Raw genomic sequence first — 18527 nt, forward strand, 5'->3', positions numbered from 1 at the left:
GCCGGAATGAGTATTCGGCTGGAGTTGAGCGTACACAAGGCGACCGTCCTCACAAAACCCGCCACGCTACCTACTTTCGGCAGTATGCCGGTGCGGTGGGCGAGACTAGATTCACTCTGTCCCTGGCGCACCACCGGGGCATGTCCAGCCGCAAAGGAGCGTCTGCCGATGAGCAGCCAGATCGATCACCTTCTCGACGAGAGCCGCCAGTTCCCGCCCTCCGCGGAGTTCGTGGCGCAGTCCGTCTCCTCCCCCGCGCTGTACGAGCGCGCAGCCGCCGACCGCGAGGGCTTCTGGGCCGAGCAGTCCCGCGAACTCGTGCACTGGCACACGCCGTTCACGCGCGTGCTCAACTGGTCGACCCCGCCGTTCGCGAAGTGGTTCGACGACGGCGAGCTGAACGTCGCCTACAACTGCCTCGACCGCCATGTCGAAGCCGGCAACGGCGACCGTGTCGCCCTGCACTGGGAAGGCGAACCGGGTGATTCCCGCACCATCACGTACGCCGAGCTCACCGATGAGGTCAAGCGCACGGCGAACGTCCTCGCCGACCTCGGCGTCGGCCACGGCGACCGGGTCGCCATCTACCTTCCGATGATCCCCGAGGCGATCGCCGCCATGCTCGCCGTCGCCCGACTCGGCGCCATCCACTCGGTGGTGTTCGGCGGCTTCAGCGCCGACAGCCTGCGCGCACGCATCGACGACGCGGGAGCCAAGGTCGTCATCACGGCCGACGGCGGCTACCGCAAGGGGCGCGTCTCGGCGCTCAAGCCCGCGGTCGACCAGGCGCTGAGCGATCGCGGCGACGGCGAGCAGCAGACCGTCGAGCACGTGCTTGTCGTGCGCCGCGGCGGCAACGACGTCAAGTGGGTCGAAGGCCGCGACGTGTGGTGGCACGACGCCGTCCCGGCAGCATCCGCCGATCACGTCGCGCAGGCGTTCCCCGCCGAGAACCCCCTCTTCATCCTCTACACCTCCGGGACGACCGGGAAGCCGAAGGGCATCCTGCACACCTCCGGCGGCTACCTCACGCAGGCCGCGTACTCGCACAAGTACGTCTTCGACCTGCACGCCGAGAGCGACGTCTACTGGTGCACCGCCGACATCGGCTGGATCACCGGGCACTCATACGTCACCTACGGTCCGCTCGCCAACGGGGCGACGCAGGTGATCTACGAGGGCACGCCGGATGCCCCGCACCCCGGGCGCTGGTGGGAGATCATCGAGAAGTACAAGGTGTCGATCTTCTACACCGCACCGACCGCGATCCGTTCGTTCATGAAGATCGGGCGCAGTGTGCCGAAGAAGTTCGACCTCTCGTCGCTGCGCGTGCTGGGGTCGGTGGGCGAGCCCATCAACCCCGAGGCGTGGATGTGGTACCGCGACGTCATCGGCGGCGGGCGTGCACCGATCGTCGACACCTGGTGGCAGACCGAGACCGGAGCGATCATGGTCTCGCCGCTGCCCGGCGTCACCGCGACGAAGCCCGGCTCGGCGCAGGTGCCGCTGCCCGGCATCTCGATCGACGTCGTCGACGAGAAGGGCGAGGAGGTCGGAACCGGCAACGGCGGGCTGCTCGTCGTCACCGAGCCGTGGCCCAGCATGCTGCGCGGCATCTGGGGCGACCCCGAGCGCTTCCGCGAGACCTACTGGGAGAAGTTCGAGGACCAGGGCTTCTACTTCGCCGGCGATGGCGCGCGGCTCGACGACGACGGCGACCTGTGGCTGCTCGGTCGCGTCGACGATGTCATGAACGTCTCGGGGCACCGCCTTTCGACGGCGGAGATCGAGTCGTCGCTCGTCGCCCATGAGGCCACCGCCGAAGCCGCCGTGGTCGGGGCATCCGACGAGGCCACCGGACAGGCCGTCGTGGCCTTCGTGATCGTGAAGCAAAGCTACCTCGATGCGCACGATGCCGCGGGCCTCGCCCAGCAGCTGCGCCTGTGGGTCGGCGAGCAGATCGGCGCGATCGCCCGCCCGCGCGACGTCTACATCGTCGGAGAGCTGCCGAAGACTCGGTCCGGCAAAATCATGCGGCGCCTGCTGCGCGACGTCGCCGAGGGGCGCGAGGTCGGCGACACGACGACGCTCGCCGACACCGCCGTGATGACGATCATCTCGTCGCAGGTCAAGTAGCCAGAGAGACGAGAACGCCCCCGCCGGTTCCGGCGGGGGCGTTCTCGATGTGGGCGGAAGCTCAGGCGAGGAGGAAGGCGACCTCGACCTCGACCGGACTGTCGAGCGGCAGGACCGGCACCCCCACGGCCGCGCGGGCGTGCCGCCCCGCGTCGCCGAAGATCTCGCCGAGCACCTCGCTCGCGCCGTTGATGACCCCGGGCTGCCCCGTGAACTCCGGCACGGATGCCACGAACCCGCCGACCCGGAGCACACCGGCGAGGCGGTCGACGCCCCCGGCGGCATCCGCCGCAGCGGCCAGCGCGTTCAGCGCGCACGTGCGCGCATACGCATTCGCGTCATCGGGGTCGACCTCGGCGCCGACCTTGCCCGTTGCGGGCAGGGCTCCGTCGACGAACGGCAGCTGACCCGAGGTGTAGGCGATGCCGCCGTGCACGACGGCCGGCACGTACGACGCGACCGGGGCGGCGACGGCGGGCAGGTCGATGCCGAGCTCGGCGAGCCGGGCCGAGACGGTCACGCGGCGCCCCCGTCGAACTGGCGCGCGGCCTGGGCGGCGGCGGCGAGACCGGTCTGGTTCGAGCCGTCCTGCGTCACCGGGCGCTTGAAGTACGCAACCAGGCCACCCTCGGGCCCCTGCACGACCTGCACGAGCTCCCAGCCCTGCTTGCCCCAGTTGTTGAGGATGGCCGCGGTGTTGTGGATCAGCAGCGGCGTGGTCAGGTACTCCCACGTGGTCATGGCTCTCCCAATCGGGTCGGTCGCGGGCGCGGATCGACACGGGCCCGTCAGAGGCGGTATTCAGGGAACTCCCCTACGATCAAGCGTATGCCTCACAAGACCCGTACGGTGAAAGGCGTGCTCGGTGGCCTGCTCGGGCTCGTCGGCCTGAGCGCCGTCGCCGGACTCCTCGTCGCCACCAGCGTGACCCCCGTCATCGCCATGACCGGCGTCGCCGGCAACAGCGCTCTGACCATGTTCGAGAAGCTGCCGGACAACCTCAAGGTCGACGCCCCCATGGAGCAGTCGACCATCTACGCGAACAACCCGGCGGGCGGCGACCCGATCGTGCTCGCGACGTTCTACGAGCAGAACCGCGTGCCGATCACGTACGAGCAGCTCTCCCCCACGCTGATCAACGCGATCCTCTCGTCGGAAGACAAGAACTACTACGACCACGGCGGCGTGAACGTCGGGGCGACCGTCAAGGCCGTCATCGACAACGTCCGCGGCACCTCCTCTCGCGGAGCATCCACGATCACGCAGCAGTTCGTCAAGAACGTGCAGATCCAGGAGTGCGAGCAGAACGCCGACACCGCATCGGAGACCTACGCGGAAGACCTGCAGAAGTGCTGGCAGGAGGCGACCGAGGCGACGGGCGCGGCCGGCATCGAGCGCAAGCTGCAGGAGATGCGGTACGCCATCCAGATCGAGAAGGAGGCGTCGAAGAACGACATCCTCCTCGGCTACCTGAACATCGCGAACTTCGGCGGCACCGTCTACGGCATCGAGGCCGCCGCGCGCTACTACTTCTCGACGTCAGCCGCGAACCTCACGATCGCCCAGGCGGCGACGCTGGCGGGCATCGTGCAGAATCCGAACTCGCTGCGCATCGACCGCACCGAGGGCCAGAATTCCCTCGCCGACGGGTTCGCCGACACCCTCAACCGGCGCGACTACGTGCTCGGCCGCATGCTCGCCGACGGCAAGATCACGCAGGCCGAGCACGACGAGGCCAAGGCCACCCCCATCCAGCCCGCGATCCAGGTTCCGGTCCAGGGTTGCAGCACGGCCGGTCGGAGCGCGTACTTCTGCCAGTACGTGAAGTCGATCATCGAGAACGACCCCACATTCGGCGACTCCCGCGAGGAGCGCCGCGAACTGCTGCGTCGCGGCGGACTGAAGATCTACACCACGCTCGACATGCGCATCCAGGACCCGGCGGCGCAGGCCATGGCCGACGTCGTTCCCGCGAACGCCGACAACCAGTACTTCGGCGCCGCAGGTGTCTCCGTCGAGGTCGGCACTGGCCGCATTCTCTCGATGACGCAGAACACGAACTTCCAGGAGACCGCGACCGACGACCAGGCCTTCACCTCGCTGGTGTTCGCCGGCGACTCGACGTACGGCAATTCCGGAGGCTTCCAGGTCGGCTCGACCTACAAGCTCTTCACCCTCATCGACTGGCTCGAGAAGGGCCACTCGGTGAACGAGGTGCTCAACGGCCGCGTGCAGACGAACCTCAAGATGAAGGTCTGCGGCGGCACCCAGAACGTCGACACCAAGAAGATCGGTAACTTCGGCGGTGGCCAGGGCGGCACGAGCAGCGTCATGAACTTCACCGCGCAGTCGCTGAACTCGGGCTACTTCGCCATGGCGGCGAAGCTGGACATTTGCGACATCAACAAGGTGGCCGACCGTATGGGCGTGACGTACGCCAGCGGCAAGAAGGTCACGGAGGAGAACGTGCCGTACGACGTGCTCGGACCGAAGAACATCTCGCCCCTCGCGATGGCCAACGCCTACGCGACGGTGGCGAGCGGCGGCACGCTCTGCGCCCCGCGCGCGATCGACAAGGTGCTCAACGCCGACGGCACGGAGCACGAGATCCCCGCGATCGACTGCAAGGAGGGCGTCATCTCGCCCGAGGTCGCTGCCACGGCCGCGTACGCGCTCCAGGGCGTGATGGCCGGCGGCGGAACCGGCGCGGCGGCGAACCCGTTCGACGGCACGCCACTCATCGGCAAGACCGGAACGCACGACCGCTGGTCGACCATGATGATCGAATCGAGCTCGAAGGTCACGACGGCTGTCTGGGCCGGTCGCTGGAAGGGCCAGGCCGACATCTATCGGAAGCGTATCAACGGCAAGCTCCTCAACGAGATGCGCTACCCCCTCGCCAAGGCCGCGCAAACGGCGGCGAACGACGTCTACGGCGGCGACCGCTTCCCCCAGCCCGACAACTCCCTGACCCGTCAGGTGCTCACCGACGTTCCCAACGTCGTGGGCATGACGATCGAGGAGGCCAGGGCGGCTCTCGAAGGCGCGGGCTTCGCGGTGGCCGACGGCGCTCCGGTGAACAGCGATCAGGCCACCAACATCGTCGTGGCGCAGGACCCGCAGGGGCAGGCGCCCAATGGTGCGACGATCACGATCTCAGTGAGCAATGGCCAGGGAACCACGGTGCCCGCCGACCTCGTCGGTATGTCCCGCGGGCAGGCCTCGGCGAGTCTCCTCGGGGCCGGCTTGAGTCCGCAGTTCGATGCGACCTGCAGCACGGGCGGCTCGAAGGTCACGGCGACGGATCCGGCGCCCGGCTCGGCGACGACCCGAGGCGCGACCGTGAACGTGGCGTGCGGGTGACCGCGCGACGCACGGCGCACCCGGCCCTCATCGCGCTCGGCGCGGTGGGGGCCGCTGGTGCCGCCGCCGCAGTGTGGGGCATCGGCATCGAGCGCTACCTGTTCACGGTCCGCGAGGCGACCGCATCCGCCCTCCCGGAAGGCGCGGCGCCGCTGCGCATCCTGCACATCTCCGACGCGCACATGGCGCCGTGGCAGCACCGCAAGCAGGACTGGCTCGCCTCCCTCGCTCAGCTGCAGCCCGACCTCATCGTGAACACGGGCGACAACCTCGGCCACCGCGACGGTCTCACGGGCATCCGGCGGGCCTTCGAGCCGTTCGCGGGCATCCCGGGTGTCTTCGTGCACGGATCGAACGACGTCAGCGAACCGTCGCCGCGCAACCCCCTCAAGTACTTCACCGGCCCGTCGAAGAGCACCGCTGAACCGGCCCGCCTCGACACCGCCGCGATGGATGCGTACTTCACCGACGAGCTCGGCTGGACCGACCTGAACAACACCGCCGCGCGCCTCACCGTGGCGGGCCTCGATGTCGACCTCGTCGGGGTCGACGACCCTCATCGTCGGTGGGACCGTCTCGACGCGCTCCCCGACGCCGTCGACGCCCTCGGGGCGCGCTCCTCGACCACTCCGGTGCTCGGGGTCGCGCATGCGCCCTACCAGCGTGTGCTGAACGGCTTCATCGACCTCGGCGTCGACGCCATCCTGGCCGGCCACACGCACGGGGGCCAGGTCTGCCTGCCCGGCTTCGGCGCCCTCGTGGCGAATTGCGACATCCCGTTGAAGCAGGCGAAGGGCCTCAGCACGTGGCAGCACGACGGGCGCACCGTGCCGCTCAACGTGAGCGCGGGGTGCGGTCACTCGATCTACGCGCCCGTGCGCTTCGCCTGCCGCCCGGAGGCGACTCTGCTCACCCTCACGGCGCGCGGATGATCGCCCGATTGGGCGCTCGCGGGTTTTCCTTGTAGACTCGGAGGGTTGCAAACGGGGTGTGGCGCAGCTTGGTAGCGCGCTTCGTTCGGGACGAAGAGGTCGCAGGTTCAAATCCTGTCACCCCGACCAGTGACACCGGAAGGCCGCCCGCGAGGGCGGCCTTCCTCGTATCCGGTCCCGGTCGTCGGCCCCGGCTCCCGGCTCACTCTAGGCTGGAGGCATCATGACCGCGCCCTCCCTCGTCGCCTTCGACCTCGACGACACGCTCGCCGTCTCGAAGGCCGCCATCACCCCCCGCATCGCCGATCTGCTGCGCGCACTGCTGCGCAGGGTCGACGTCGCCATCATCTCGGGTGGCAACGAGACGCAGTTCCGTTCGCAGGTGGTCGCCCGCCTCGACGGGACGGATGCGGCCCACCTCGCGCGCCTGCACCTGCTGCCCACCTGCGGCACCCGCTACCTGCGGCACGACGGCGAGGGGTTCGCGACGGTCTACGCGCACGATCTGAGCGACGACGAGAAAACGTCCGCCCTCACCGCGCTGCGCGAAGAGGCCGAACGTCTGGGCCTGTGGGAGGCCGACCCCTGGGGCGACATCCTCGAGGACCGCGGATCGCAGATCACCTTCTCGGCTCTCGGCCAGCGCGCCCCGCACGACGCCAAACAGGCGTGGGACCCGACCGGCGAGAAGCGCGCCGCACTGCGCGATACCGTCGCCCCGCGCCTTCCGGGACTCGAGGTGCGATCGGGCGGGTCGACGTCGATCGACATCACCCGCGCCGGTATCGACAAGGCCTACGGCATGACCCGGCTCTCCGAGCTCACGGGCATCCCGCTCGACGCCATGCTGTTCTACGGCGACCGTCTCGACGAGGGCGGCAACGACTTCCCGGTGCGTGCGCTCGGCGTGCCGTCCGTCGCGGTCGAGGGCTGGGAGGACACCGCCGAGAAACTCGACGGCCTCCTCCCCACCCTCTGACCGGCCGCGCGGGCGCACCGCACGGCGGGAGTGCCGGTCGGGGTCAGCGCATCGCCGCGTCGGATGCCGCGCGCGCGACCGGCACGAGCCGCTGCAGCTGCGTGACGTGCGCGGGCTCGAGCTCGGCCAGCGACGACACCCCCAGCAGGCGCATCGTTCGCTCGATCTCGCTGCGGAGAATCGCGATGGTGCGGTCGACGCCCTGCCGTCCACCCGCCATCAGGCCGTAGAGGTACGCGCGGCCGATGAGCGTGAAGTCGGCGCCGAGGGCGACCGAGGCGACGATGTCGGCGCCGTTCATGATGCCCGTGTCGATCATGACGGTGAAGTCGTCGCCGACGGCGCGCCGCACCTCGGGGAGCAGGTGGAACGGGATCGGGGCCCGGTCGAGCTGACGCCCGCCGTGGTTCGACAGCACGATGCCGTCGACGCCGGCGTCGCGCAGCCGCAGCGAGTCCTCGACGTTCTGCACGCCCTTGATCACGATCTTGCCGGGCCACAGGTCGCGGATGACCGCGAGGTCGTCGTAGCTGATGGTCGGGTCCATCGCGGCGTCGAGCAGCTCGCCGACCGTGCCCCCGGTCGCGCTGAGCGACGCGAACTCCAGCTTGGGTGTGGTGAGGAAGTCGATCCACCACCACGGCCGCGGGATGGCGTTGATGATCGTGCCGAGCGTCAGCTGCGGCGGAATGCTGAAGCCGTTGCGCTTGTCGCGCAGACGCGCGCCGGCGACGGGGGTGTCGACGGTGAACTGCAGCGTGTCGAAGCCGGCCGCGCCGGCCCGACGCGCGAGCTCGTACGAGATCTCGCGGTCGCGCATGACGTAGAGCTGGAACCAGTTGCGGCCATGCGGGTTCGCCGCCTTCACGCCCTCGATCGACGTCGTGCCCAGCGTCGACAGGGTGAACGGGATGCCCGCCGCGCCGGCCGCTCCGGCCCCCGCGGTCTCGCCCTCGGTCTGCATGAGGCGTGTGAACCCGGTCGGGGCGATGCCGAAGGGCAGCGCGGAGGGGCCTCCGAGGATCTCGACGCTCGTGTCGACGTCGGGCGCGGGCCGCAGGATGCCGGGGTGGAACTCGACGTCCTGGAAGGCCTGACGCGCACGGGCGAGCGACAGCTCCCCCTCCGCGGCGCCGTCGGTGTAGTCGAAGGCGGCCTTCGGCGTGCGGCGCTTCGCGATCTTGCGCAGGTCGTCGATGGTCAGCGCCGCGGCGAGGCGGCGACGACGACCGTTGAGGTCGGGCTTCTTGAACTGCATGAGCTCGAGCAGCTCGGCGGGCTTGGGGAGCTGGCGGTCAACCATGGGGGTCCTCTCGGGGCGGGGAATCGGGGGCGGGTGGTCCACTCGTGTCGGATGCCGGGAGCCGGTGCAGACCGGCGGCGGCGTAGTAGCCGGTGATGTGCGCGCGCACCAGGGCGCGGGCGGTGGCGGCGTCGCCGGCATCGATGTGCGCGACGAGGGCGCGGTGCTCGGCGCGCAGTCGTTCGGTCATGGCGGCCCAGTCGGCGACGGCTGCCGCCCCCGCCTGCACGTACGACTCGATCGACGAGCGCAGCCCCGCCATCATGGCCGCGATGACGGCGTTGCCGCTGGCTTCGGCGAGGGCGAGGTGCAGTTGGGCGTCGAGGGCGAGGAACTCGCCGGGCGTGAGATCGGGGGCATCCATCGCCGCGAGCATCCGATGCGCCTCGGCCGTGTCCCGGTCGGTCGACGAGGCGAGGGCATCGACGACCGCGTCTTCGAGCACGAGCCGGGTCTGCACGACGTCGGCCAGGGGGAAGCCCTGTGCGGCGACCTGCAGCCGCAGCAGCTGCGACATGCCGCCCGTGGGCGTGGCGATGACGATCGCGCCCGCCTGCGGCCCCGAGCCGGTCGCCGTGCGGATGAGCCCCATGACCTCCAGCACGCGGAACGCCTCGCGCACGCTCGATCGACCGACGCCGAGGTCGAGCGCCAGATCGCGCTCGGAAGCGAGCCGCTCCCCCGGCCGAAGGCGGCCGTCGAGCAGATCGCGTTCGATGTGATCGAGCACGACACGCCACGCGCGTACCGGCTGCTCTGTCATCGCCCGCCTCCTCGCCTGCGATCGGATGTCGATCTCTGTGGTCTGACCACACTGTAGCCGCTGTGGTCAGACCACGCAATGCGCGCCCGCACCGGGCATCGCCGAGGCCGATGACGCCCGCGGTCGCGAGGGCGGCGCCTCCGGGGGCGGAAGCGCGGCGAGCCGGGCGCTCAGCCCAGGCGTCCGCCCGACTCCTCGAGGTAGCAGGTTCCGCAGAGCGACTCGTAGGTCGTCGCGGCCGCCGTCGCGGACGCCTCCGCGCCCTCGTCGATCGCGACCTGGTCACCGTCGAACACGAAGCGCCCGCCGATCACGCGCCCGTTGAACACGGCCTTGCGACCGCACCGGCAGATCGTCTTGAGTTCCTCCAGCGAATGCGAGATCGCGAGAAGACGGGCCGACCCGGGGAACGCGTGCGTGAGGAAGTCGTTGCGGATGCCGTAGGCCAGCACCGGGATGCCCTCCTCGACCGCGATACGGAACAGGTCGTCGACCTGCGCCGGAGTGAGGAACTGCGCCTCGTCGATGAGCAGGCAGGCGATGTCGTCACCGTGGGACCGAGCATCCGCCCGGTGACGCAGGAAGATGTCGCGGGCGTCGTCGTCTGGCGCGACGAGGAAGTCGACCTCGCGCGTCATGCCGAGGCGGCTCGAGATCTCGGACGCGCCCTTCGTGTCGATCGCCGGCTTGGCCAGCAGCACCCGCTGCCCGCGCTCCTCGTAGTTGTACGCGGCCTGCAGCAGCGCCGTCGACTTGCCCGAGTTCATCGCCCCGTAGCGGAAGTAGAGCTTGGCCACGGGACCTCAGGCGTTGATGCCGAGCGCCGCCGCGGTCTGCGACGTCGACTCCTGCGCCAGCGCCGGGTCTTCGTTCAGCTGCTGGCCGAAGGTCGGGATGAGCTCGCGCAGCTGCGGCTCCCACTTCACGAACTCGTCGGGGAAGCAGGTCTTCAGCAGGTTGAGCATGATCGGCACGGCCGTCGATGCGCCAGGGGATGCTCCGAGCAGCCCGGCGATCGAGCCGTCGCCGGCGGCGACGACCTCGGTGCCGAACTGCAGCACGCCGCCCTTCTTCGGGTCCTTCTTCATGACCTGTGCGCGCTGACCGGCGTCGATGAGGGTCCAGTCCTCGTCTTTCGCGGTCGGCATGAAGGTGCGCAGGCTGTCGACCTTCTTGCGGTGGTTCTTCATGAGCTCGCCGACGAGGTACGTGATGAGGTCGGGGTTGGCGAACGCCACGCGCAGCATGGGCCACAGGTTGTGCGTACGCACCTGGGTGACGATGTCGAGCATCGAGCCGTTCTTGAGGAACTTCGGGCTGAACGTCGCGAACGGGCCGAACATCAGCGACGCCTCGCCGTCGACGACACGGGTGTCGAGGTGCGGCACCGACATGGGCGGCGCGCCGACGGATGCCTGCGAGTAGACCTTCGCCTTGTGCTGCTCGACGATCTTGGGGTTGCTGGTCTTGAGGAACTGCCCGCCGATCGGGAAGACGCCGTAGCCCTTGATCTCGGGGATGCCCGACCGCTGGAGCAGCTTGAGCGCCCAGCCGCCCGCGCCGACGAACACGAAGCGGGCTTTGATCTCGCTCGGGGTGCGACCGACCGTCGTGCGGAAGCCGACCTTCCACAGGCCGTCCTTCTGACGCTTGAGCGAGCGCACCTCGCAGTTGGTGCGCAGGTCGACGCCGGACGTGCGCAGGTGACCGAAGAGCTGGTGGGTGAGCGAGCCGAAGTCGACGTCGGTACCGGCGGGCACGCGGGTGGCGGCGAAGGGCTCACCCTTGCGGCGCTTCTGCATGAGCAGCGGCGCCCACTGGTTGATGACGCGGGAGTCCTCGCTGTACTCGATGCCCGCGAACAGGGGCTGCTCCTTGAGCACCTCGTAGCGCTCCTTCAGATACGCCACGTCCTTCTCGCCGCGCACGAACGTCATGTGCGGGGTCGCGTTGATGAAGGTGGAGGGCTCATCGAGCACGCCGCGCTCGACGAGCGACGACCAGAACTGCCGGCTCTGCTGGAACTGCTCGTTGATCGACACCGCCTTCGCGGGGTCGAGGGGGCCGTTGCCCTGCGGCATGTAGTTGAGCTCGCAGAGGGCGGCGTGCCCGGTGCCGGCGTTGTTCCAGGGGTTCGAGCTCTCCTGGGCGACATCGGAGAGTCGCTCGAAGGCGACGATCTTCCAGTCCGGCTGCAGCTCGTGCAGCAGGGTACCCAGGGTGGCGCTCATGATGCCACCACCGATCAAGACGACATCGACGGTTTCGGTCACCAGAACAGTCTAGTTCGCGCCCCGGATGCCGCGGACCACGGCGGGCCCGCGGCATCCCGACGATGCGGGGCGGCGGCGAGCGTCAGACGCGGGCGGCGAGGCGCTCAGCGACGATCTCGGCGATCTGCACCGCGTTCAGCGCGGCACCCTTGCGCAGGTTGTCGTTGCTGACGAAGAGCACGAGGCCCTTGCCCTCAGGAGCGGACTGATCGGCGCGGATGCGACCGACGAAGCTCGGGTCCTTGCCCGCGGCCTGCAACGGGGTCGGCACCTCGTCGAGTTCGACGCCCGGGGCGGTCGAGAGCAGCTCGGCGGCTCGCTCGGGGCTGAGGTCGTTCGCGAACTCGGCGTGGATCGTCAGCGAGTGCCCCGTGAACACGGGAACCCGCACGCAGGTGCCCGCGACCCGCAGGTCGGGCAGTTCGAGGATCTTGCGGCTCTCGTTGCGGAGCTTCTTCTCTTCATCGGTCTCGTTGTCGCCGTCGTCGACGAGGTTGCCAGCGAACGGGATGACGTCGAACGCGATGGGGGCGACGTACTTCTCGGGCTCGGGGAAGTCGACCGCCGATCCGTCGTGCACCAGGCGCAGGGTGTCGCCCTGCGCGAGCACGCCCTCGACCTGACCGAGCAGCTCCTGCGCACCGGCGAGACCCGACCCCGAGACGGCTTGATAGGTCGAGACGATCAGACGCTCGAGACCCGCCTCGGCGTGCAGCACCTTGAGCACCGGCATGGCGGCCATGGTGGTGCAGTTGGGGTTGGCGATGATGCCCTTGGGGCGATCGTCGATGGCGTGCGGGTTGACCTCGCTGACGACCAGCGGCACCTCGGGGTCCATGCGCCAGGCGCTGGAATTGTCGACGACCACCGCGCCGGCTTCGGCGAACCGCGGCGCGTAGGCGCGGCTGGCCGTGGCGCCCGCCGAGAACAGGGCGATGTCGATGCCCGAGGCATCCGCCTTCTCGACGTCTTCGACGATCACCGTGGTGCCGCCGAAGTCGATCGACGTACCCGCCGAGCGGGCCGACGAGAACAGGCGCAGCTCGCGGATCGGAAAGGACCGTTCGGCGAGGATCTCGCGCATGACGGTGCCCACCTGGCCGGTGGCGCCCACGATGGCGACGGAGATTCCTGAGTCGGAGATGCGGGTCATGAGTATTCCTTGGCGTCGTGCGGTACAGCAAGAGAGGCTTCGGGCACGGCGTCGGGGGTGCGGATGCCGCGCCTGGCGCCGATGTCAGGGTTTCGGCGAGTCTACCGCCTCGGTTCGGGCGGAGACGCGCCGCGGGTCAGCGGCCGGTACCGGCGTGCACGACGGCGTCGATGTCGCCGTCGAGGCCGTAGGCGGTGTGCACGGCGCGCGCCGCCTCGACCAGCTCGCTGCCGCGGAGCACCACCGAGATGCGGATCTCGGACGTGGAGATCATCTCGATGTTGATGCCGCCGGCGGACAGCGCTTCGAACAGCACCGCCGAGACGCCCGAGTGCGTGCGCATGCCCGCGCCGACGACCGAGAGCTTGCCGATCTGGTCGTCGTGGATGAGGTTCTGGAAGCCGACCTCGACCTGATCGCCCGCGAGGGCCTTGAGCGCCGCCGCCGCGTCGGCCTTCGGGACGGTGAAGGAGATGTCGGTGCGGCCCGTGGCCGACACGTTCTGCACGATCATGTCGACGTTCGCGCCCGACTTCGCGACGATCTTGAAGATCTCGGCCGCCTTGCCCGGCACGTCGGGCACACCGGCGACGGTGATCTTGGCCTGGCTGAGGTCGGTGGCGACGCCGGCGACGATCGGTTCTTCCATGACTGCTCCCTCGGCTTCGCGAGGGTTCTTCATGCCCTCGCCCAGAACGTATGTACCCTCGGCCGACGAGAACGACGACCGGGCGTGGATCAGCACGCCGTGCCGGCGTGCGTACTCGACGGCGCGGATGTAGAGCACCTTGGCGCCGTTCGCCGCCAGCTCGAGCATCTCCTCGCTCGACACGTGGTCGAGCTTCTGCGCGCTGGGGATGATGCGCGGGTCGGAGGTGAAGATGCCGTCGACGTCGCTGTAGATCTCGCAGACGTCTGCGGTGAGCGCCGCGGCGAGGGCCACGGCGGTCGTGTCGGATCCTCCGCGGCCGAGCGTGGTGATGTCGCGGGTGTCGCGGTTGAATCCCTGGAAGCCCGCGACGATGACGATCGCGCCCTCGTCGAGCGCTTCGCGCAGGCGCACGGGGGTGACGTCGACGATGCGCGCCGCACCGTGCTGGGAGTCGGTGATCATGCCGGCCTGACTGCCGGTGAACGAACGCGCCTCGAACCCCATCGAGTGGATCGCCATCGCGAGAAGCGCCATCGAGATGCGTTCGCCGCTGGAGAGCAGCATGTCGAGTTCGCGAGGTGCGGGGATCGGTGCGACCTCGTTCGCGAGGTCGAGCAGCTCATCGGTGGTGTCGCCCATCGCGCTGACCGCGACGACGACGTCGTGCCCGGCGCGGCGGGTGTCGACGATGCGCTTCGCGACGCGCTTGATGCTCTCTGCGTCGGCGACGGAAGAGCCGCCGTACTTCTGCACGATGAGGGCCACGTTCACTCCTGGGGGACGTCGGGCGGATCCGCCCTCGGCCATTCTACGATCGGGGCGTATGCGCCGATGCGCATGTGACGGCGCCACCGTTCACGGGGTGGGAGCAGGAGGGACGACGGATGCCCGAGGCCGGAGCCTTCCACCGGTCGCCGCGAACCAGCATCCGGCGATGATGAGCGGGAATCCGAGGAGCAGGCCGGGCGTCAGCGGCTCGGCGAGCACGAGGGCTCCGAGCACGATCGCAACGACCGGATTGACGTAGGTGAACAGCGGGGCTCGTACGGGCCCGACCTCGCGGATGAGGGCGAAGAACGCGAGGAACGCGACCGCCGTGCAGATCACCGCGAGCGCGAGGAGCGCGGCGACCGAGGGCAGGGTGGGGACCTCGTGTTGGGTGAGGATGCCGATGGGCAGGTAGAGCGCGCCGATCATGAGCAGCGAGAGGGTGATGGTGCCCAGCGACGGCACGTCGGCGAGCTTGCGCGCGACGATGAAGGGGGCGACCGCGTACAGCACCGCGACGAGCAGCACCTCGCCGGCCGCCGACAGGCTCGCCTCGCCGCCGAAGAGCCCGGGGCCGGCGACGACGATCGCGACGCCGACGAAACCCACGAGCAGGCCGATCGATCGGGCCGGCCGCAGAACCCCGCGGTCGCCGCCGCCCAGGGCGATCAGCGCCGCGAACAGCGGGACCGTCGCGACCAGCAGTCCGGTCATGCCCGACGGCAGTGTCATCTCGGCGTGGCCGAGCAGCAGGAACGGGCCCGCCATCTCGACGAGACCGAAGGCGAGCACCCAGGGCCAGTGCCGCCATGCGGCTCGGAGCGCGCCGCTGCGGAGCGCGAAGGGCAGCAGCAGCAGGGCCGCGACGAGGGTGCGACCGGCGACGATCGCGGGTGGGGAGAATGACTCGACCGCGACGCTGATGAAGAGGTACGGCACGCCCCACAGCAGCGCCATCGCGCCGAACAGCAGCCAGCCGCGGCGCGAGAAACCGCCCGCGGCGTTCACGCCACGACCGAGCGACGGGTCACAGGACGCGCCGTCCCTCGAACGCGCGCCCGAGCGTGACCTCGTCGGCGTACTCGAGGTCGCCGCCGACGGGCAGGCCGGAGGCGAGCCGCGACACCGTGATCTGCATCGTGGTGAGCAGTCGGCTGAGGTAGCTCGCGGTGGCCTCACCCTCGAGGTTCGGGTTGGTCGCGAGGATGACCTCCTGCACGGTGCCGTCGGCGAGGCGCCCCATCAGCTGCGCGATGCGCAGGTCGTCTGGGCCGATGCCGGCGATCGGACTGATCGCGCCGCCGAGCACGTGGTACAGGCCACGGAACTCGCGGGTGCGCTCGATCGCCGCGACGTCTTTCGCGTCTTCGACCACGCAGATGAGCGTCTGGTTGCGCCGCGGATCGCGGCAGATCGCACAGCGCTCCTGCTCGGCGACGTTCCCGCAGATCTCGCAGAAGCGCACCCGCTCGCGGATCTCGCTCAGCAGCTCCGAGAGACGCGCGACGTCGAACGTCGGCGTCTGCAGGATGTGGAAGGCGATCCGCTGCGCCGACTTCGGGCCGATGCCGGGCAGGCGACCGAACTCGTCGATCAGTTCTTGAACGATTCCGTCGTACATCAGGCGAACCTCGTCGGGGGCTCATAGGGCTCTTCGCGCACGAACGTCGCGCCGAGCACCTGGCGGATCACGGCTTCCCCGTAGCGCTGCACTCCCCCGGGCGCCGGCGAGCGCTCGGCGCGTCGCGGAGCCGCATCGTCGGCCAGGGCCCGCGCAGCGGGGGTGGGAGCGGCCGGGGTGGGAGCGGCGGAACGGGCAGGAGCGGATGCCGGTGCCGTCGATGCCGCGGGCACGCGCGCCCCAGCGGGCGACGGCGGCGCCGGCTCGTACGGCGGCTCGTCGTCGGGATACGGCGCGTCGGCATCGTCGGGCGCATCGGCGTACGGAGCGTCGGGGTACGACGTGCCGCGACTCGCCGGGGCCGGGACCGCGGCGGGCGACGCGACGGGGGCGGAGAGGGAGTCACCGGGGAGAGCGGCGTCGCCCGACAGCGGCGGCTCGTCGCGGTCGACGGTACCGTCGCGCGGCGGCACGGGCGCCGAAGCCGCGGCCTCGACCTCTTCGGGCTCCTCGTCGACCGGCAGCCCCGAGGGGACCGGGGTCGCCGACGCGGCGGACGAGGAGGCGGCCGACGGGTCGGAGGTGGGGATCGTCGCAACAGCCCACTCGGTCACCGGCGAGGGAGACGCGGCAGACCGTGCAGCGCCGGCCGTCGAGGAGCTCGCGGCGGACGATGAGGCAGCGGGTGCGGCGGCGCGGGCGGCGGATCGCGCCGCAGGGGCGGGCTCCTTCGACGCGGGTTCCGCCGACGTCGACGCGCCACTCCCGCCACCCGATCGCGGTGCGCCGCTCGTCGAGGGCGCCCCACCCGCGGGGAGCGGCGCCGGGAGGTACTTCACCCGCACGCCCACCTCGTGCTCGATGGCGGTGCGCAGGTGGTCGGACGTGCCGGAACCGGGCGTCGTGCCCTTGAACTTCGCGACGTCGTGCTGACTCGCGAACCCGACGGTCAGCACCTCGGAGTCGGTGTCGTACGCCAGCGGCTGCACACCGGTGACCACGAGCCACGAGGAGCGGCTGATGCCCTCGAGCCGCGTGAGCACGGCGGGCCAGGCGGCCAGGATGCGGTCGAGCGTCACCGGCCCGCTGGGGGCGGCCGGTGCCGTCGAGTCGGCCGGGGCACCGGCCGTCGTCGACGCCGACCCCGTCGAGTCATCGCCGGCCGACGGTCGCGCGGTGGAGGGCGTGGCCGCGGCCGCATCTGCGAGCGGCGCGGCCGCCGGTGCGGGGACGGCCCCGGCGTCCGAGGCCGTCGACGACGACCCGGCGGTGGCGGAGGAGGGCGCGGCGGAACCAGGAGACGACGCGGCGTCCGCAGACGGCGCCGACGCGGATGCCGGCGCCGACGCGGTCGCCCGCAACGGAGCCGAGGCCGTCGCCACGGGCGCCGCGTGGCCGGCACCGCCGGCGACGGCATCCGCTCCCCCGGCGAGCACCCGCGCGACCATCAGTTCGAGATGCAGACGCGGAGACGTTGCCCCCGACATGTCGTCGAGGGCCGCGCTCACGACGTCGGCGGTGCGCGACAGGCGTGCGGCACCGAAGGCGGCAGCCTGGGTGCGCATGCGCTCGAGCTCGTCTTCGGCCAGGCCGCGCAGCACCGCCGAGGCACCGTTGCCGACGGCCGCAATCACGATGAGGTCGCGCAGGCGCTCGAGCAGGTCGTCGACGAATCGACGGGGGTCCTGTCCGGTCTGCACGACGCGGTCGATCGCCGGGAACGCGGTGGCGGCATCGGCGATTGCGAGGGCGTCGACGATCTCGTCGAGCAGCGCGCCGTGCGTGTAGCCGAGCAGGGCGACGGCGCGCTCGTAGCCCACGGTGACCGTCTCGGAGCCCGCCGGCGCGTCGGACCCGGCGATGAGCTGGTCGAGGAGCGACAGGGTGTCGCGCGGCGACCCGCCGCCCGCGCGCACGACGAGGGGCAGCACGCCCTGCTCGACGATGACGCCCTCTTCGGTGCAGAGCTTCTCGACGTACTCGAGCATCGCGGCCGGAGGCACCAGGCGGAACGGGTAGTGGTGGGTGCGGGAGCGGATGGTGCCGAGCACCTTCTCGGGCTCGGTCGTCGCGAAGATGAACTTCACGTGCGGCGGAGGCTCTTCGACCAGCTTCAGCAGGGCGTTGAACCCCTGAGGCGTCACCATGTGCGCCTCGTCGAGGATGAAGATCTTGTAGCGGTCGCGGCTCGGGGCGAACGTGGCCCGCTCGCGCAGGTCACGGGCGTCGTCGACACCGTTGTGGCTGGCAGCGTCGATCTCGACCACATCGAGGGAACCGCCGCCGGCCCGCGACAGCTCGACGCAGCTCGGGCACGTGCCGCAGGGGGTGTCGGTGGGACCCTCGGCGCAGTTCAGGCAGCGCGCGAGGATGCGCGCCGAGGTGGTCTTGCCGCATCCGCGGGGTCCGGAGAAGAGGTAGGCGTGCCCCACTCGATCGCCGCGGAGGGCGGTCATCAGGGGGTCGGTCACCTGGGACTGCCCGATCATCTCGCCGAACGTCTCGGGGCGGTAGCGGCGGTAGAGGGCTGTGGTCACCAGAACAGCCTACGTCGTGCCGCCGACATCGCGGCGGGCGCCCCGAG

General features: G+C 70.3%; 15 protein-coding genes and 1 tRNA gene. 5 read left to right on the forward strand and 11 right to left on the reverse strand.

The genetic code is table 11. The features are described from left to right. Positions 1-168 precede the first annotated feature (168 nt). Positions 169-2136: an acetate--CoA ligase gene (acs, locus tag RWS82_RS14180; RefSeq protein ID WP_314651339.1), complete on the forward strand. Its 1968-nt coding sequence runs from the start codon at positions 169-171 to the stop codon at positions 2134-2136. A 61-nt stretch (positions 2137-2197) separates the two neighbouring features. On the opposite strand, the gene RWS82_RS14185 is transcribed toward acs, so the two are convergent. Together RWS82_RS14185 and RWS82_RS14190 are read right to left on the reverse strand one after the other, a co-directional pair. Further along, on the reverse strand, positions 2198-2656 hold the full coding sequence (locus tag RWS82_RS14185; RefSeq protein WP_314651342.1) for a RidA family protein: 459 nt from the start codon (positions 2654-2656) through the stop codon (positions 2198-2200). Next, positions 2653-2877, reverse strand: a complete 225-nt coding sequence (locus RWS82_RS14190; protein WP_314651345.1) for a hypothetical protein — start codon at positions 2875-2877, stop codon at positions 2653-2655. Before RWS82_RS14190 ends, RWS82_RS14185 begins: the two co-directional genes overlap by 4 nt. Positions 2878-2964: 87 nt before the next feature. On the opposite strand from RWS82_RS14190, the gene RWS82_RS14195 reads away from it, so the two are divergent. The 4 genes from RWS82_RS14195 (at position 2965) to RWS82_RS14210 (ending at position 7410) form a co-directional block, all read left to right on the forward strand. Continuing rightward, positions 2965-5499 (forward strand): transglycosylase domain-containing protein, encoded by a 2535-nt coding sequence (locus tag RWS82_RS14195; RefSeq protein ID WP_314651348.1) that lies wholly within the window; start codon positions 2965-2967, stop codon positions 5497-5499. Beyond that, positions 5490-6431 carry a metallophosphoesterase gene (locus RWS82_RS14200; protein ID WP_400190098.1) on the forward strand — a complete coding sequence of 314 codons (942 nt, stop codon included), beginning with the start codon at positions 5490-5492 and terminating at the stop codon, positions 6429-6431. Before RWS82_RS14195 ends, RWS82_RS14200 begins: the two co-directional genes overlap by 10 nt. A gap of 52 nt (positions 6432-6483) precedes the next feature. Next, positions 6484-6560 (forward strand) — tRNA-Pro (locus tag RWS82_RS14205). A gap of 94 nt (positions 6561-6654) precedes the next feature. Then, positions 6655-7410: an HAD family hydrolase gene (locus RWS82_RS14210; protein WP_314651353.1), complete on the forward strand. Its 756-nt coding sequence runs from the start codon at positions 6655-6657 to the stop codon at positions 7408-7410. 43 nt (positions 7411-7453) lie between these two features. Here the strand turns inward: RWS82_RS14210 and RWS82_RS14215 are convergent, their stop codons facing one another. The 9 genes from RWS82_RS14215 to RWS82_RS14255 all read right to left on the reverse strand — a co-directional run bounded on the left by RWS82_RS14215 (position 7454) and on the right by RWS82_RS14255 (position 18480). Next, positions 7454-8713 carry an alpha-hydroxy acid oxidase gene (locus tag RWS82_RS14215; RefSeq protein WP_314651354.1) on the reverse strand — a complete coding sequence of 420 codons (1260 nt, stop codon included), beginning with the start codon at positions 8711-8713 and terminating at the stop codon, positions 7454-7456. Next, entirely contained in the window at positions 8706-9476 is a 771-nt protein-coding gene (locus RWS82_RS14220; protein ID WP_314651357.1) for an FCD domain-containing protein, read from the reverse strand. The genes RWS82_RS14215 and RWS82_RS14220 overlap by 8 nt, the downstream gene beginning before the upstream one ends. A 170-nt stretch (positions 9477-9646) precedes the next feature. After that, on the reverse strand, positions 9647-10273 hold the full coding sequence (locus RWS82_RS14225; protein ID WP_314651360.1) for a thymidine kinase: 627 nt from the start codon (positions 10271-10273) through the stop codon (positions 9647-9649). A gap of 6 nt (positions 10274-10279) precedes the next feature. Then, positions 10280-11749, reverse strand: coding sequence for a malate:quinone oxidoreductase (locus tag RWS82_RS14230; RefSeq protein WP_314651362.1), 1470 nt, complete (start codon positions 11747-11749; stop codon positions 10280-10282). 82 nt (positions 11750-11831) lie between these two features. Continuing rightward, the gene (locus RWS82_RS14235; protein WP_314651364.1) at positions 11832-12902 is read right to left on the reverse strand and encodes an aspartate-semialdehyde dehydrogenase; all 1071 of its coding nucleotides are present in this window, start codon (positions 12900-12902) and stop codon (positions 11832-11834) included. Between the two features lie 136 nt (positions 12903-13038). Continuing rightward, positions 13039-14319, reverse strand: a complete 1281-nt coding sequence (locus RWS82_RS14240) for an aspartate kinase (RefSeq protein ID WP_314651367.1) — start codon at positions 14317-14319, stop codon at positions 13039-13041. A 90-nt stretch (positions 14320-14409) separates the two neighbouring features. Next, a complete protein-coding gene (locus tag RWS82_RS14245; RefSeq protein ID WP_314651370.1) occupies positions 14410-15330 on the reverse strand; it encodes a DMT family transporter in 921 nt (306 codons plus the stop codon). Between the two features lie 19 nt (positions 15331-15349). After that, entirely contained in the window at positions 15350-15943 is a 594-nt protein-coding gene (recR, locus tag RWS82_RS14250) for a recombination mediator RecR (protein WP_314651373.1), read from the reverse strand. Then, a complete protein-coding gene (locus tag RWS82_RS14255) occupies positions 15943-18480 on the reverse strand; it encodes a DNA polymerase III subunit gamma and tau (RefSeq protein WP_314651375.1) in 2538 nt (845 codons plus the stop codon). Before RWS82_RS14255 ends, recR begins: the two co-directional genes overlap by 1 nt. Positions 18481-18527: the final 47 nt, after the last annotated feature.

Origin of the sequence: uncultured Microbacterium sp., from assembly GCF_963528945.1 — a bacterium.
Taxonomy (GTDB): domain Bacteria; phylum Actinomycetota; class Actinomycetes; order Actinomycetales; family Microbacteriaceae; genus Microbacterium.